Source organism: Sporosarcina sp. BP05 (assembly GCF_014282005.1).
In the GTDB taxonomy this organism is placed as follows: domain Bacteria; phylum Bacillota; class Bacilli; order Bacillales_A; family Planococcaceae; genus Sporosarcina.
In genome coordinates this window covers 84,223-98,937 of record NZ_JACFTD010000009.1, presented here as the reverse complement: position 1 = coordinate 98,937, position 14,715 = coordinate 84,223, and the positions used below count along the sequence as shown (strand labels likewise).

General features: G+C 41.7%; 16 protein-coding genes and 1 riboswitch. Of the genes, 14 read left to right on the top strand and 2 right to left on the bottom strand.

Features of this window, described 5'->3' with window-relative positions; all coding sequences use genetic code 11:
• The first annotated feature begins 68 nt into the window (after nucleotides 1-68).
• The 4 genes from H2672_RS12430 to H2672_RS12415 all read left to right on the top strand — a co-directional run bounded on the left by H2672_RS12430 (nucleotide 69) and on the right by H2672_RS12415 (nucleotide 1,931).
• Nucleotides 69-245 (top strand): putative motility protein, encoded by a 177-nt coding sequence (locus H2672_RS12430; protein ID WP_222439387.1) that lies wholly within the window; start codon nucleotides 69-71, stop codon nucleotides 243-245.
• Nucleotides 246-333: 88 nt separating this feature from the next.
• On the top strand, nucleotides 334-642 hold the full coding sequence (locus H2672_RS12425) for a transposase (protein WP_255485789.1): 309 nt from the start codon (nucleotides 334-336) through the stop codon (nucleotides 640-642).
• Nucleotides 643-688: 46 nt separating this feature from the next.
• The gene (locus tag H2672_RS12420; protein ID WP_186671809.1) at nucleotides 689-1,150 is read left to right on the top strand and encodes an NUDIX domain-containing protein; all 462 of its coding nucleotides are present in this window, start codon (nucleotides 689-691) and stop codon (nucleotides 1,148-1,150) included.
• Entirely contained in the window at nucleotides 1,140-1,931 is a 792-nt protein-coding gene (locus H2672_RS12415; RefSeq protein ID WP_186671805.1) for an alpha/beta hydrolase family protein, read from the top strand. Before H2672_RS12420 ends, H2672_RS12415 begins: the two co-directional genes overlap by 11 nt.
• Before the next feature lie 115 nt (nucleotides 1,932-2,046).
• Here H2672_RS12415 and pckA read toward each other — a convergent pair whose 3' ends face one another.
• Nucleotides 2,047-3,633 (bottom strand): phosphoenolpyruvate carboxykinase (ATP), encoded by a 1,587-nt coding sequence (gene pckA, locus H2672_RS12410; RefSeq protein WP_186671802.1) that lies wholly within the window; start codon nucleotides 3,631-3,633, stop codon nucleotides 2,047-2,049.
• Between the two features lie 182 nt (nucleotides 3,634-3,815).
• Nucleotides 3,816-3,933: riboswitch (SAM riboswitch) on the top strand.
• 189 nt (nucleotides 3,934-4,122) lie between these two features.
• On the opposite strand from pckA, the gene metK reads away from it, so the two are divergent.
• Entirely contained in the window at nucleotides 4,123-5,319 is a 1,197-nt protein-coding gene (gene metK / locus H2672_RS12405) for a methionine adenosyltransferase (RefSeq protein ID WP_186671800.1), read from the top strand.
• A gap of 282 nt (nucleotides 5,320-5,601) precedes the next feature.
• Here metK and H2672_RS12400 read toward each other — a convergent pair whose 3' ends face one another.
• Nucleotides 5,602-6,114: a gamma carbonic anhydrase gene (locus H2672_RS12400; protein WP_186671797.1), complete on the bottom strand. Its 513-nt coding sequence runs from the start codon at nucleotides 6,112-6,114 to the stop codon at nucleotides 5,602-5,604.
• Nucleotides 6,115-6,233: 119 nt separating this feature from the next.
• On the opposite strand from H2672_RS12400, the gene H2672_RS12395 reads away from it, so the two are divergent.
• From H2672_RS12395 to crcB, 9 genes are all read left to right on the top strand, one after another.
• Nucleotides 6,234-7,022 carry an alpha/beta hydrolase gene (locus tag H2672_RS12395; RefSeq protein ID WP_186671795.1) on the top strand — a complete coding sequence of 263 codons (789 nt, stop codon included), beginning with the start codon at nucleotides 6,234-6,236 and terminating at the stop codon, nucleotides 7,020-7,022.
• A gap of 51 nt (nucleotides 7,023-7,073) precedes the next feature.
• Nucleotides 7,074-7,655 (top strand): histidine phosphatase family protein, encoded by a 582-nt coding sequence (locus H2672_RS12390; RefSeq protein ID WP_186671855.1) that lies wholly within the window; start codon nucleotides 7,074-7,076, stop codon nucleotides 7,653-7,655.
• A gap of 188 nt (nucleotides 7,656-7,843) precedes the next feature.
• On the top strand, nucleotides 7,844-9,844 hold the full coding sequence (locus H2672_RS12385) for a methyl-accepting chemotaxis protein (protein ID WP_186671791.1): 2,001 nt from the start codon (nucleotides 7,844-7,846) through the stop codon (nucleotides 9,842-9,844).
• Between the two features lie 185 nt (nucleotides 9,845-10,029).
• On the top strand, nucleotides 10,030-10,557 hold the full coding sequence (lepB, locus tag H2672_RS12380) for a signal peptidase I (protein WP_186671789.1): 528 nt from the start codon (nucleotides 10,030-10,032) through the stop codon (nucleotides 10,555-10,557).
• Nucleotides 10,554-11,141 (top strand): nucleoside/nucleotide kinase family protein, encoded by a 588-nt coding sequence (locus H2672_RS12375; protein WP_186671787.1) that lies wholly within the window; start codon nucleotides 10,554-10,556, stop codon nucleotides 11,139-11,141. Before lepB ends, H2672_RS12375 begins: the two co-directional genes overlap by 4 nt.
• Nucleotides 11,138-11,686 (top strand): GNAT family N-acetyltransferase, encoded by a 549-nt coding sequence (locus tag H2672_RS12370; RefSeq protein WP_186671782.1) that lies wholly within the window; start codon nucleotides 11,138-11,140, stop codon nucleotides 11,684-11,686. Before H2672_RS12375 ends, H2672_RS12370 begins: the two co-directional genes overlap by 4 nt.
• A gap of 129 nt (nucleotides 11,687-11,815) precedes the next feature.
• The gene (locus H2672_RS12365) at nucleotides 11,816-13,972 is read left to right on the top strand and encodes an ATP-dependent helicase (RefSeq protein WP_186671778.1); all 2,157 of its coding nucleotides are present in this window, start codon (nucleotides 11,816-11,818) and stop codon (nucleotides 13,970-13,972) included.
• Entirely contained in the window at nucleotides 13,969-14,346 is a 378-nt protein-coding gene (locus tag H2672_RS12360; RefSeq protein ID WP_186671776.1) for a fluoride efflux transporter FluC, read from the top strand. The genes H2672_RS12365 and H2672_RS12360 overlap by 4 nt, the downstream gene beginning before the upstream one ends.
• A complete protein-coding gene (gene crcB, locus H2672_RS12355) occupies nucleotides 14,343-14,699 on the top strand; it encodes a fluoride efflux transporter CrcB (protein ID WP_186671774.1) in 357 nt (118 codons plus the stop codon). The genes H2672_RS12360 and crcB overlap by 4 nt, the downstream gene beginning before the upstream one ends.
• Nucleotides 14,700-14,715 lie beyond the last annotated feature (16 nt).

Here is a 14,715-nt window from a genome sequence, read left to right as displayed (position 1 = left end):
TGCTTTTCATTGAAAAACGTAGATAAATGCCGATAATAGGTTGGTGAAAGGAGTGATGGCAAGTGGATATGAATTCCATCATGGCAAGTCAATTGAGAAGTTTACAATCGACTGTTCAGATGAGCGTGTTAAATAATGCACTATCAATGAACACTGCAGCGGCAACAGATATGTTGAAAAGTTTATCAAATCAGCCTGTTGCGGCCCATCCTCATAAGGGAGCCTCGTTTGACGTACAAGCGTAAATCGCAGTAAAGCATGTATCTCCAGTAAAAGGGGATGCATGCTTTTTTCATAGTAAGCCATGCTAAAAAGAAAAAAGGATGGTGTAGCATGGAGAAATACAAAATGTACGTTTCTGTCGTAAATCAGCAAGTATACAATTACCCGGATGATTCCCCATGGGAATTTGAAGTCAACGTTGAAAGTGAGTATGTTCCAATTTTTCAACGTTTATTTAAACAGATAGATGAACTTGAATTCCGAAATTTCCTGAGGTCGCACTTACCGTTTATGCCTTATCATTTTGGTCGAAATAATTACAACGTCGATCAACGTACGATGAAAATCTATGCGCTTATTCATGAATTTACAGATGACAAGTCGAAGCGTTTTATCGAAAAGCTTCCGTATTTTCGTTGAAAGGATTGCTGTCCTTCGCTACACTGGTTGAAAGGACGTGAATGCAATGCTTATCTTCGATGATGTAAATGGTGGTCGTGTCGAGCTGACTTTCGAAGCAAATAAATTTGGAATGCCAGCTCGGCATGTCCTTGTTATCCTCAAACATAATGGTAAATGGTTACTTACTCGGCATTCAGTTCGAGGCGTTGAATTTCCAGGCGGTAAAGCAGAGCATGGAGAAACAATCGAGGAAGCGGTTATACGTGAAACGATTGAAGAAACAGGTGTGACGATTATAAATCTGGTGAAATTTGCAGAGTATGTCGTTCGAAGCAATAGTACATTTTGCAAAGCTGTTTTTACAGGAAAAGTTGCGGAAATCGATGAAAATCCAGTCCTTCATGAAACGGAAGGAGCTATGTGGATGACTAATGAAGAACTTGACCAGTGTGAAGAATTGAGTTTCCTTATGAAAGATACAGGCATGGAAACATTAAGAAAGTGGGTAGAAGAACATGATTCATGATGGTTTGATTATGCATCGAAGGCCATACCCATCCCCAAACCCGCATGTTTCGCTTGAAGAAATTACATATTTGTCAGATGGGTTAAAGGTGAAAGGACTCATGGCAGAACCAATTACAGAAGGGAACTATGAGGGCATCATTTACTTGCGAGGCGGCATGCAGCATATCGGTATGGTTCGCCCTGCTCGAATTGCACAGTTTGCTTCGCAAGGATTTGTTGTTTTTGCTCCTTATTATCGCGGGAACCGTGGAGGTGAGGGACGGGATGAGTTTGCAGGTGCCGATCGTCAGGATGCAGTGAACGCGGTTGATGTACTGAAGCAAAATCCGAAGACAAACGTGGAGAAAATTCACTTGTTTGCGTTTTCGCGAGGCGGTATAATGGCTCTTTGGACAGCAATTTTACGTGAAGATATTACGTCGGTGGTCACATGGTCTGGTGTATCCGATATCGTATTTACATACCATGAACGGAAAGACATGCGGCGGATGATGAAAAGAGTTATCGGCGGCACACCAAATAATATGCCAGATGAATATAGGAACCGTACGGCTTTGTTTCGCGTGGATGAAATCGCTGCACCCGTACTTATTATTCATGGCATGATCGACGAGAACGTGTCATTTCAACAGGCGGTATTGCTGGAAAACGCACTGCGTGAACATAAAAAAGTGTACGAGACATGGTATTTCCCAGCGTATACGCACTTTATACCGCCCGTGATGAATGCACAGCTTGTTCGTGATTTATGTAGTTGGATGAGGAGACAAGGGAAATAAGTGGTTTTTTGAATAAAATGAAGTTGCAGTTAGAGGTACGGATTTGCAGCTACAAATCCAATACACAAAAAAACAGTGTAGCACATTCAATGTGCTACACTGTTTAATTTGATAATTATGCAATTGGTCCGCCTTTAAGCGTAATTTCTTCAGATACCATACCGAATTTCTTAAAGTTCTCATGGAACATGTTTGCCAATTCGTTTGCTTTTACGTCGTAAGCTTCGCCGTCAGCCCATGCATTGCGCGGGTTCAATACTTCTGTGGGAACGCCTTTAATGGATGTTGGCATTTCAAGACCGAATACGCCGTTCGTTTCTGTTTCAACGTCGTTCAGTTCTCCTGCGAGAGCTGCCTGAACCATAGCGCGCGTATATTTAAGACTCATACGTTTACCAACGCCGTAGACGCCGCCAGTCCAGCCTGTGTTAACAAGGAAAACTTGTGCATCATGTTCATCAATTTTCTTCCCAAGCATTTCAGCGTATACTGTCGCTGGAAGTGGAAGGAAAGGTGAACCAAAGCATGTTGAGAACGTTGCTTCAGGTGATGTAACGCCACGCTCAGTTCCTGCAAGTTTCGAAGTGAAACCACTAAGGAAGTGATACATTGCTTGCTCTTTTGTTAATTTCGAGATTGGAGGTAATACGCCGAATGCATCTGCTGTCAAGAACACAATTGTTTTCGGATGACCAGCAACAGAAGGGTCAACGATGTTATCAATTGCTTGGATAGGATAAGCCGCACGGGTATTTTCAGTCAATGAACCATCATCGTAATCAGGAATGCGTGTTTCCGGGTCTACGACAACGTTTTCCAAAACGGAACCAAAACGAATTGCGCCGAAAATTTCAGGTTCTTTTTCTTGTGATAAATTAATACATTTTGCGTAACAACCGCCTTCGATATTGAAGACGCCAGTGTCAGACCAGCCGTGCTCGTCATCGCCGATCAATTTACGGTTTGCATCTGCAGAAAGTGTTGTTTTCCCTGTTCCAGAAAGACCGAAAAATAGAGCAACATCGCCGTCTTCACCAACGTTTGCTGAACAGTGCATTGGCATAATTCCCTTTTCAGGAAGCAAGTAGTTCATGATTGAGAAGATTGATTTTTTCATTTCGCCAGCGTATTCAGTTCCGCCGATAAGTACAATGCGTTTTTCCATCGATACGATAATGAATGTCTCTGAATTCGTACCATCGATTGCAGGATTTGCTTTAAATGAAGGAGCCGAAACGATTGTGAATTGTGATTCATGTTTCATGAGCTCTTCTTCAGTTGGGCGGATGAACAAGTTGTGTACAAACAGGTTATGCCATGCAAATTCATTCACAACTTGAATGGATAATTGTGAAGCTGGATCTGCGCCAGCGAAACCTTTGAAGACGAACAGCTCGTCTTTTGCTTTTAAATGTGTAATTACTTTAGTGTATAAGGAATCAAAAATTTCAGAAGAGATTGGACGATTGACGTTGCCCCAATCGATTTTGTCTTTGGAGGACGCTTCCTCAACAATATATTTGTCCTTAGGTGAACGACCTGTATATTTTCCTGTCTGAGCCGTAACCGCTCCGTCTGATGTCAATTGAGCTTCACCACGTGAAATCGCTTTTTCAACAAGTTGTGGAACTGAAAGTTGAATGTTTACATTCTTACCAGAAAGAAGTTTGTTAAGGTCATCACTAATTTTCGCAGATATCATAAGTATGTACCGTCCTTTGCATATAGTCCCAATCAATTGGGTGTCATCACATTATTGAATTAGTATAACACATTAAGAATAATAATCTATACTAATTCAAACCTCAAGTATTTATACGTGAAATGGGTAAAAAGATTTGACATGCAACAAGATTTTTCGTACCATGTATAGTTGAACGGATACTCTTATCCCGAGCTGGTGGAGGGGTCAGGCCCAATGAAACCCGGCAACCTGCAAAGACATTTTGTCTGCGCGAAGGTGCCAAACCTGTAGCAAGGCACTGTCCTTGTATGATAAGAGTGAAAGGTGCTTATGAAATCATGCCTTTCCTCATGTATTAGTACGTGAGCGAAGGGCTTTTTATATGATATCGCCCTTAATCCTCGTGTATAGAGCTCGCAATGGCTTGTAGTCTCTTCATATCGAAAAGACTCTACATGGGACATATGAGTACCGTATCAATCTCGTAGGATATAAGGAGGAAATAAAATGACAAACCGCAGACTATTTACTTCAGAATCGGTAACTGAAGGACACCCAGACAAAATGTGTGACCAAATTTCGGATGCTATTCTAGATGCAATATTGGCAGAAGACCCGAACGCACGTGTTGCTTGTGAAACGACAATTACAACAGGACTTGTTCTAGTTGCAGGGGAAATTACGACGACAACATATGTCGATATTCCGAAAGTTGTGCGTGAAACTGTTAAAGAAATTGGTTATGTACGTGCGAAATACGGTTTTGATTGGGAAACATCGGCAGTTTTAACTGCGATCGATGAACAATCAGCTGACATCGCTGCAGGTGTTGACCAAGCACTTGAAGCGCGTGAAGGTTCAATGACTGATGATGAACTTGAAGCAATTGGAGCAGGTGACCAAGGTTTGATGTTCGGTTACGCTTGTAATGAAACACCGGAACTGATGCCGTTACCAATTAGCTTAGCCCATAAATTATCATTCCGACTTGCACAAGTGCGTAAAGATGAAACGCTTACGTATCTTCGCCCAGATGGAAAAACACAAGTGACTGTTGAATATGATGAAAACAATAAACCTGTACGAATCGATACGATTGTTATTTCAGCGCAACATCACCCAGAAATAACACTTGAGCAAATCCAGCGCGACATTAAAGAAGTCGTCATTAACCCAGTTGTACCAACTAATTTAATTGATGAAGACACGAAGTACTTCATCAACCCAACTGGCCGTTTCGTAATAGGCGGACCCCAAGGAGATGCAGGTCTTACTGGCCGTAAAATCATCGTGGATACATACGGTGGTTATGCGCGTCATGGCGGCGGTGCGTTTTCAGGGAAAGATGCGACGAAAGTGGACCGTTCAGCTTCATATGCCGCTCGTTATGTTGCGAAGAACATCGTTGCTGCAGGACTTGCAGATCGTTGTGAAGTGCAACTTGCTTATGCAATCGGTGTTGCACAACCCGTATCGATTTCTATCGATACATTTGGGACAGGCACTATAGAGGAAAGTAAACTTGTTGAGCTTACACGTGGACTGTTTGACCTTCGTCCAGCAGGTATCATCAAAATGCTCGATCTACGCCGCCCGATTTACAAACAAACAGCTGCATACGGTCACTTCGGCCGTACAGACATTGATCTGCCGTGGGAACAAACGGATAAAGCTGGTGCATTGAAAGAGTTAGCAGGGAAATAATTTAGTATAAACGCCGGATGCCAGGGTCTCTCTGTCTTCCGGCGTTTTTTCTGTTCGAGGATGTTTGGTTTAGCGTAGTGTACACACTCTCATTACACGAGCAATAATCAACTGTTACAATTGTTATAAAGTAAACACGATTGAGGAGGAGAAAGTATGGGGGCCTTAAGCTTAATAGGTTTGTTGCTGCTAGTTGGGGTTGTTTTGTTTTTTGTGCTAATTGGCTTAGTGATCTTTTTATACGTAAAAAAATAAGAGCTGCCTTCAAGGGCAGCTCTTTCATTAGTGTTGCAAACTCTTATAATACTGCCCTTTTTCGGCGTACTCCTGAACAATCCGGTCCATATCCGCACGATCTTCGTCATTTAGCTCACGCACAACTTTGGCTGGCGACCCGAGTGCTAGCATATTCGGCGGAATCTTCTTACCAGGCGGCACGAGACTGCCTGCGCCAATGAACGCCCCTTCGCCAATTTCAGCACCGTCCAAAATAATAGAGCCCATGCCGATAAGCGCCCCTTTTTTCACCGTACAACTATGTAATGTTACTTGGTGTCCGATTGTCACCTCATCTTCAAGGATAAGCGGGAACTGTGGGCTCTGGTGAAGGCAGCATAAGTCTTGAATGTTTACTTTACGTCCAATAATTGTTGGAGATACGTCACCCCGGATTACCGTATTGAACCAAATTGTCGATTCAGGACCAATTGTCACATCACCTGAAATCGTCGTGAAATCTCCAATGAAAACGGACGGATCAATTATAGGTGTTTTTCCTTTATAGGGATAAATCATGATGCTCTCCTCTTTTCTTTAGGTAGTGTATAATTATCCTAACAAAGATTAGGTTTTTAATATAGTTAAATAGGGGAATAGATAGATAAAAGATCCAGGTAGATAAGGGGAAGATGACCATGTGGAAATGGGAAGCAGAAGGGCCACCAAAAGCTGTCGTGGCCATCGTCCATAATGTGTACGAACATCATAGTAGAAATGCATGGCTAATCCAGAAACTCCGAAACAGCGGTTTTCACGTCGTGACAGGTGATTTACCCGGACATGGGGCGGAAGGCGTCGGGAAAATCCACGATGCGCAATTTGATGCATACGCTAAATTTGTGGAAAAATTAATAGCGGTTGGTCTCGATGACAATTTACCTTTGTTCATCATTGGACATGGAATAGGTGCCACCTTCGTGATGCGTCTGTTACAGCGAAAGAAAATTGAATGTGCAGGGGCTGTTTTTAGCTCCCCATGGTTAGCACTGCGCCATCAGCCGCCTAAATTTTCGAACGTATTGTCAAAATTCTCATCATCCATGAAATTGAATCATGAAATTGGCATAGAGATGTTAACACGCAATAGTGATTTATATGAAGAAGCTAAGCAAGACGACTTATATAAAGATGAATGCACCGTATCCTGGTATAAAGAGTTACAATCATTCATGAAATTGGTTGCACAGCATGAAAGAAGTATTCATGACATACCGGTGCTCATGCATGTTGCAGAAGATGATAAAATCACAGATATAGTGCTTGCTAAGAAATGGTTTATCCGGCAGGAACTTTCTGAGTTTCAATATAAGCAATGGAAACGGCTGTATCATGACATTTATCAGGAACCTGAGCGTGAGGAAGTTTACTTGTATACGGAATCATTTATGAATAATGTACTAAGATCGCTCGGATATGTCGTATGAGAAATGCTTGAAAGTGGTTAATTAATAAACGTAAAGTGAGAGGTGTTTTCGATTACGACAATTGGATTTGTTCGACACGGCGTTACCGCGTGGAATAAAGAAGGAAGAGCGCAAGGAAGTACAGATATTCCATTAGATGAAGAAGGAATTGAGATGGCACACCGTGTAGCCCAAAGGCTTTCCGGCGAACACTGGGATGTTATTTACACAAGTCCTTTAATTCGTGCAGCAAAAACAGCTGAAATCATCGCGGACAGTATGCCTGATATCCGTCTCGTATCGGACAATCGCCTGCGGGAATCAGGTGGCGGCTTGGTTGAAGGATTGACAGAAACTGAGCGCGTAAAAAAATGGGGACATTCCTGGAGAAAGCTTGAGCTCGGTTTTGAACCGCCGGCAGAAATTAGTTTGCGTGGAATTGATTTCATAGAGGAAATAAAAGAATTATATCCTGATAAACGAATTTTGGTGGTCAGCCATGGTGGTTTTATTGGTAGATTGATAAAAGAGCTTGTTCCTTACAAGGATTTAACGGTTGACTTGGCAAACACATCAATCACGATTATTAGCTTGCAAGAAGATAGAAACCAATGTGAGCTGTTTAATTGTACAAAACATTTACAAAGTATTTAGTAAACAGTAAAAAACGCCAGAGAATGGCGTTTTTTTGTTTTGCATATGTTTAAGGAGACGAAGTGTGTTGGATGATTTAAAATATTCTTTCATTCTAGTGACTATTAGACTATAATCAAAAACATAGGCCAGTGAAATTAGAGTTTATTGGCGAAGTAAGTCGAAATGAGTAGAAGGAGGTAAGTGAAATGAAAACGATTAAAGCAAAAATCATTGTGAGTGTAATAGCATTATTTATCATTATCCTTACAGTAGTGAATTTGTTTGTTAATCTTCAAATGCAAAAGCAAACAGAAAATGTACTCATAAATCAAAGTGAAGTTGCTGTACAGGAAATGAGTCGATCAATTGAAAACAATATGTTGCAATATGAAAAAACGTTATATTTGCTTACCGAGAATCCGGCAGTCACATCTTTTATAGAGACGCAGTATAGCAACGGAAATGATGGTGAATTAGGCCGGGGCATCGAAAAAGCGTTTACTGATTATATGGGGCAATTGACGGATACTGATTTAATGTATTTTGGATTCGAAAACAAATACACCAAATTTGTTCCGCATCTGGTTATTGATGGATTTGACCCGACTAGCCGCGTATGGTACACAGCAGCAAGTGACCAACCGGACAAAGTGGTATGGTCGGATCCATATGTCGATGCCGCGTCAGGTGGCTATGTTATTACGGCATCTAAAGCGATGAAACGAAATAATTCACTTGTTGGTGTTATTGGGGTGGACATTAGTTTGGGGAATATTACGGACAGTGTATCTAAAAGTGAATTTGGATTTGGAGGCTACCCATTCTTATTTGACAGTAATGATGGGGCAATCGTTCATCCTCATTTACTAACAGACAAAGAGGAATTGCCTGATTTATCGTATTTAACGGCATTATTTAATGATGAAAAAACCAAAGGAATCGGAGAATACAATGAAGATAAGAATAAAATGGTCGGTGTCTTCACAGAAATCCCGCATTTCGGTTGGACAGTTGGTGCCGCTTTCAATCAAGATGCAATTGATGGTTCTGTTAGTCAAACTAGGAACTTAATCATCATCACTTTCATACTGGCAGGAATAGTTATGATAGTTATTCTGTGGTTCTTGATTGCAAGAATCGTTAGTCCTTTGAGTGAGATTCGTGTAGCGATGGATAAGGTGGCAGAAGGAAATCTTAATGCATATGCGGATGTAAAATCGAAGGACGAATTTGGTCAACTTGCCAACAATTTTAATGCTATGACTTCAAAAGTTCGTGACGTTATCACACTGGTTAACGGTTCTATCGATGAAGTTCGTCTTGCGGCAGAAAGCTTGAGTGCATCCGCGGAGGAGACGAATGCCGTTAGTGAGCAGATGGCGGGGGCCATCGATGACATCGCATCGGGTGCAACGAAATCCGCACATGATACAGAAGATGTGACGCAAACAGTTGATTATTTAAGTGAACTACTCACAGGGATTCAAGAAAAAGCGAGTATTATGACAGGCATTGCGATAGAAGCTGAAGAGGTCAATAAAAGTGGGCTCAGCCAAGTCAATCAGCTTCAATCGTCGTTCGATGGCTGGAAGACAAACCTGCAATCGATGGCGGATGTCGTTGGAGATTTGGAAGCGAAAGTTGGAGCAATCGGAATTGTCATGGAAACGATAACTCAAATTTCCACGCAGACGAACTTGTTGGCGCTCAATGCGAGCATTGAGGCTGCACGTGCTGGCGAACATGGTAAAGGCTTTGCTGTTGTTGCTGACGAAGTGAGGAAACTTGCTGAACAATCGGCACAAGCTACTGAGAAAGTAAAAGCAACCGTTCAAGAGCTTCAAAATGGCTCTCGTCAAGTTTCCATGCAAATGAGAGAAACCGGAGAAACGTTCGAGCAACAAGGTAAAGTAGTACAAGCTACACAAATTACGTTCGGAGATATTTCGGGACTCATGAATAAGCTGGAACAATCAATCAGTAGTGTCTATGACGAAGTAAATAAAGTTGTCGAACATAAAGAAATGGTCATGCAGACAATTGAAACAATGGCGGCGACAGCACAGGAAACAGCGGCAGCTAGTGAAGAAATCAGTGCATCGACAGACGAGCAGCTTCGTGCAATTGGGGAAGTAGCACGAGCAGCAGACAAATTGGCTAGGTTAAGTGACAATCTGCACACCGCAATGAACCATTTCAAAGTTTAACAAGAACCGCCTTCCATTTCAAACGGAGGGTGGTATTTTTTTACAGGGAATAGACCTAGATCTCAGGTAGTATTTAAGAAAGAATCTTTTAAATTGGGCAGGACTTCAGAAGAATGAATAGAATATAGTGCATAGTAACGTTATATGGGAAATACGATGAATTATACAGTGAATGGGGGTATCGTATGAAGGAAGGCGGGAAAAGTGAGCTCATTTCGTGGATACAATCAGTAGCAATTGCATTCGTCATTGCAATTGTCATACGTCAATTCTTATTTACACCAGTCGTTGTATCTGGTCAATCGATGCAACCGACTTTTGAAAATGATAACAAAATCGTCATCTCAAAAGTGTATAAAATTGACCATTTTGATATGGTTGTTTTCCATGCTCCGGATTCAGAGGATAATTTCATTAAGCGGGTAATTGGTCTTCCAGGGGATGTCGTCGTCATGAACAACGACAAGCTTTATATAAATGGCGTGGAATATGAAGAGGACTATGTGCAAGAGAATAAAGCAGACATTTTCGAAGGCCAAAAGTTAACACAAGACTTTAAAGTGGAAGTACCTGAAGGCTATTTATACGTGCTCGGTGATAACCGAAGAAATAGTACAGATAGTAGGATCATCGGTTTCATCGACGAAAAATCAGTCATTGGTTCAGTGAAATTCAGGTTCTATCCATTTCGTGAAATGGGAATACCAAAATGAAAAATCACGCTAAGTGTTCTACTCTCATTGGAATTGATGGTCTTGGCGGATCGGGAAAAACGATGTATGCCAATAAATTGCAGCAACAGTTAAAGGGCTCAGTGATCTTGCACCTTGATGATTTTGTACACAAAAAAGAAGTTCGTTATAACGATAATTATGAAGAATGGTATTGCTATTATCATTTACAATGGCGGTATGATTATTTAATACAAAAATTACTGTTACCATTGAAAAGTGGTTTGGCTGTGAATGAAACAATAGAAGTGTATAGCAGAGAAACTGACAGGTATATGCTGCAGAAAATTGAAATTCCGGTTGGAACTTCAGTAATTGTTGAAGGAGTTTTTCTACAACGCCCTGAACTGAGACCGTATTTTGAAACAGTCATCTACCTAGAGTTGGATAAAGAGACGAGGTTACAGCGTATCTCAGATAGGGACATCTATATGGGGGATAAGGTAGAAATCGCTTTAAAGTATGAACAACGGTATTTTCCCGCGGAAGAAAAGTATATAGAACAATGCAATCCGTTAGCCTTGGCAGATATAATTGAGAATGAAGTGAAAGAGGGACTAGTATGACATTTCCAAATTTAACTACGCCACGGCTTCGATTAACCGAAGTGGAACAAGACCATTCGTCTGCACTATTTACCATTTTTTCAAACCCTGAAGTAGTTAAGTATTATGGGATGGATCCGATGCATGAGTTGGCTCAGGCGGAAAAAATTATTGAGCATTTCAAAAGTACTTATGAAATCAAAAAAGGAATCCGCTGGGCGATTACGCTAAATGACGGAAACCATTTTGTGGGAACAATTGGACTGAATAACTTGGCGCTCGGTATGAAAAAAGCCGAAGTCGGATTTGAAATACATCCGGATTTTTGGAGAAGTGGCATTACGTCTGAGGCATTGCAAAAAGTCTTGGATTATTCATTTGATGAACTTGGATTGCACCGTATGGGGGCAGTCACATTTCCTGCAAATCGTGCCTCTATCGGACTGTTAAAGAAAAATGGATTCGTGGAAGAAGGCAAGTTGAGAAGTTATTTATTCCAAAATGGACATTCCCACGATGCGTTGATGTTTTCTATTTTGCACACCGAGTGTAATCTAAATGATTAAGAAAATCACGAGTACTCCGCACAGACTATTGTGCGGAGGCTTTTTTGTGTGAACGATGTTTGATTCCTCTACAAATAGGCGTTCGTATGGTAAGTTTAGTACAGTGTAAGTAAAAGGAGTTACGGTAAAATGAATGATTTTTTTGAACGGAAAAAGAGCGAACTGAATATAGATTTGAATGAAGTACAAAAGAAAGCAGTCCTTCAAACGGAGGGACCGCTTCTTCTTTTGGCCTGCCCAGGATCTGGGAAAACGACAACGATGATTATGCGAATTGGCTATTTGATTGAAGAAAAGAACGTCAATCCGAAGCGTATTAAAGCAATTACATTTAGCCGAGCATCTGCACGAGATATGACGGAGCGTTTTACAAGGTTTTTCCCGCATAGCGCTCGTGTTGACTTTTCCACAATCCATAGTTTGGCGTTTATGATTGCGCGACGCTACTTAGAGAAGACTGGCACAACATATGAGCTGATTGAAGGCAGTGGAACGGGGCGTCAGTCAGTCAACAAGACTTTCTTGTTGAAAGGAATTTATAAAGAGGTATTGAAAGAAGATTGCACCGATGATGAACTTTCATCTCTTTCGACATTCATCAGTGGGATTAAAAACCGTATGATACCACTTGGAAAATGGGAGGAGCTAGATGGACCTGTTGACAAGGCAGGGCGCATCGCCAGGAAATATGAACAGTATAAGACACGCACAAGTGGTCATTTGCTACTCGATTTCGACGATATGTTGACGATTGCGGAACAGGCACTTCGAGAAGACGAACAGCTAAGTGAGCACTTTCGAAACCTCTACGACTATCTCCTGACCGACGAAAGCCAAGACACGTCTCTTGTTCAACATAAAATTGTTGAGCATCTTGTAGCGCATCACGGCAATCTCTGCGTTGTTGCGGATGATGACCAGTCGATCTATACGTGGCGCGGCGCAGAGCCGGATTATCTTCTGGATTTTAAGAGGGTTTACCCGGATGCTCAAGTACTGATGATGGAACGCAATTACCGTTCGTCAAAAGAAATCGTGGAGATGGCTTCGAAATTTATCAAACGGAACAAAAAGCGCTATCCAAAAGACATGCATACAGAAAACGGCAAAGTCGAGCCGATTTATATTAAACAGCTTAATAGTCCGAAACAGCAATTGGAATACGTAACATATGAACTGTTGAACGAGAAGAATTTGAATGAGATTGCTATTTTGTTTAGGAATAATTCATCGTCAACGATGTTTGTAAGCGAACTGCACAGACGAGGGATTCCATTCTATATGAAGGATGCAGACGACAAGTTTTTCACGCATTGGATTGTCGAGGATATTTTGAACTTTATGCGTCTTAGTTTTAATATGGAACGGAAAGATATATTTGCGAAAATCATCATGAAAATGAATGCCTTTATTTCACGAAACATGCTCACCCAGTTTGAAAATACCGCAACAACTGGGAATGTATTCGATGCATTTATTCAAACGGTTGAAATGAAAGACAGTCAAGTGAAAAAGTTAGCTGACTATAAAAAAGGGTACGCTGTGATTCCTGGCATGCGCCCGGAACGAGTGATTCAGCTGATCCGGAATGATTTTGGTTATGAGGCGGCACTTAAAAGTAGGGCAGAAAAGTTTGGATTCCGTTTTGAGAGTCTCCTTAGCATTTTAGATACGCTTGAAGGGATTGCCTCACAACTGCGAACGATGGTAGAGTTTGCAACTCGTTTGAAAGAGCTTGAACAGGCTGTACAAAACGCAAAATTCAATGCACCCGAAAATGCGGTGACATTATCAACGTTCCACAGTGCAAAAGGGCTGGAGTTTCGGCGTGTGTTCATGATTGACTTGCTAAAAGGGGTCATTCCATCTGAGGAAGATGAAAGTGACGTAGCTATGTTGGAGGAAGCACGAAGGCTTTTCTACGTCGGTATGACACGTGCGAAAAAACGGCTTGAATTGTTGTCATACGGCCAAGACGAAGGGAAACCGAAAGAAGATTCAAGGTTTCTGAATGAAGTACGGGGCCTCCTTTTGAAACCGGGTGAAGCGAAAAAAGAGCAGAAACCCGTGAAGATTACGAAAGCCACGATTGCACTCAATCCCGATGGTATACAAGACAGTGACGAGCTCACGGTTGGCACAGCAGTCAAACACCGTGTATTCGGAAATGGTGAAATCACCCGACGTGATGGTGACGAAGTCCATATTCAATTCGGTAAAGTAGAGAAGCGGCTTGATCTTGAAACGGTGCTTTCGCTTAGGCTCCTTGAAAAGGTTCCCCTATGAAAAAGGTTTTATGGATGGGTTTGGCCGGAGCGGCAGGAGCTACCATGCGGGTGCTGATTGGACAGGCAGTTCCGAATGTATCGGGATTTCCCATATCGACGCTGGCCGTGAATGTAATTGGAACGTTCTTATTATGTTTCATCATTGCGGGCGCTTTTCGCACATTATCCGCACATAAAGATGTGCAAGATATAGTGACAACGGGTTTTCTTGGTTCATTCACAACGTTTTCCGCGTTGAGTGTGGAAACTGTTTTACTTGTAGAAAATAACCAGTTCATCCTCGCAGGATTATATGGCCTATGCAGTATCTTAGGTGGACTTTCTGCCGGGGGACTTGGCTTCCGTCTAGGAAGGAAGAGTGCGCGCATATGACGAGTATAGACATTTTGATGATTGGCATCGGTGGTTTTTTCGGGGCTATCATTCGGTATTTAATCTCAACCTTCATGAATCGTCCAGGTGAAATTCCCCGAGGTACATTGGTTGTCAATCTAGCTGGTACATTATTGATTGGCTGCATTTTTGGAATGGAAATACCACGGATGTGGACTTTATTAGTAGCTTCAGGTCTTGCAGGAGCCTTGACGACATTTTCTACGATGAATAAAGAATTGATTGAACTTTGGAGAAATGATGAAAAAAAGCATGCTTTACTGTATTTCCTGCTAACATATGGTGGTGGGATTATTCTCGCAGCAATCGGTTATTATATAGCGTCAATCTAAACGTTGAGCAAAAAAG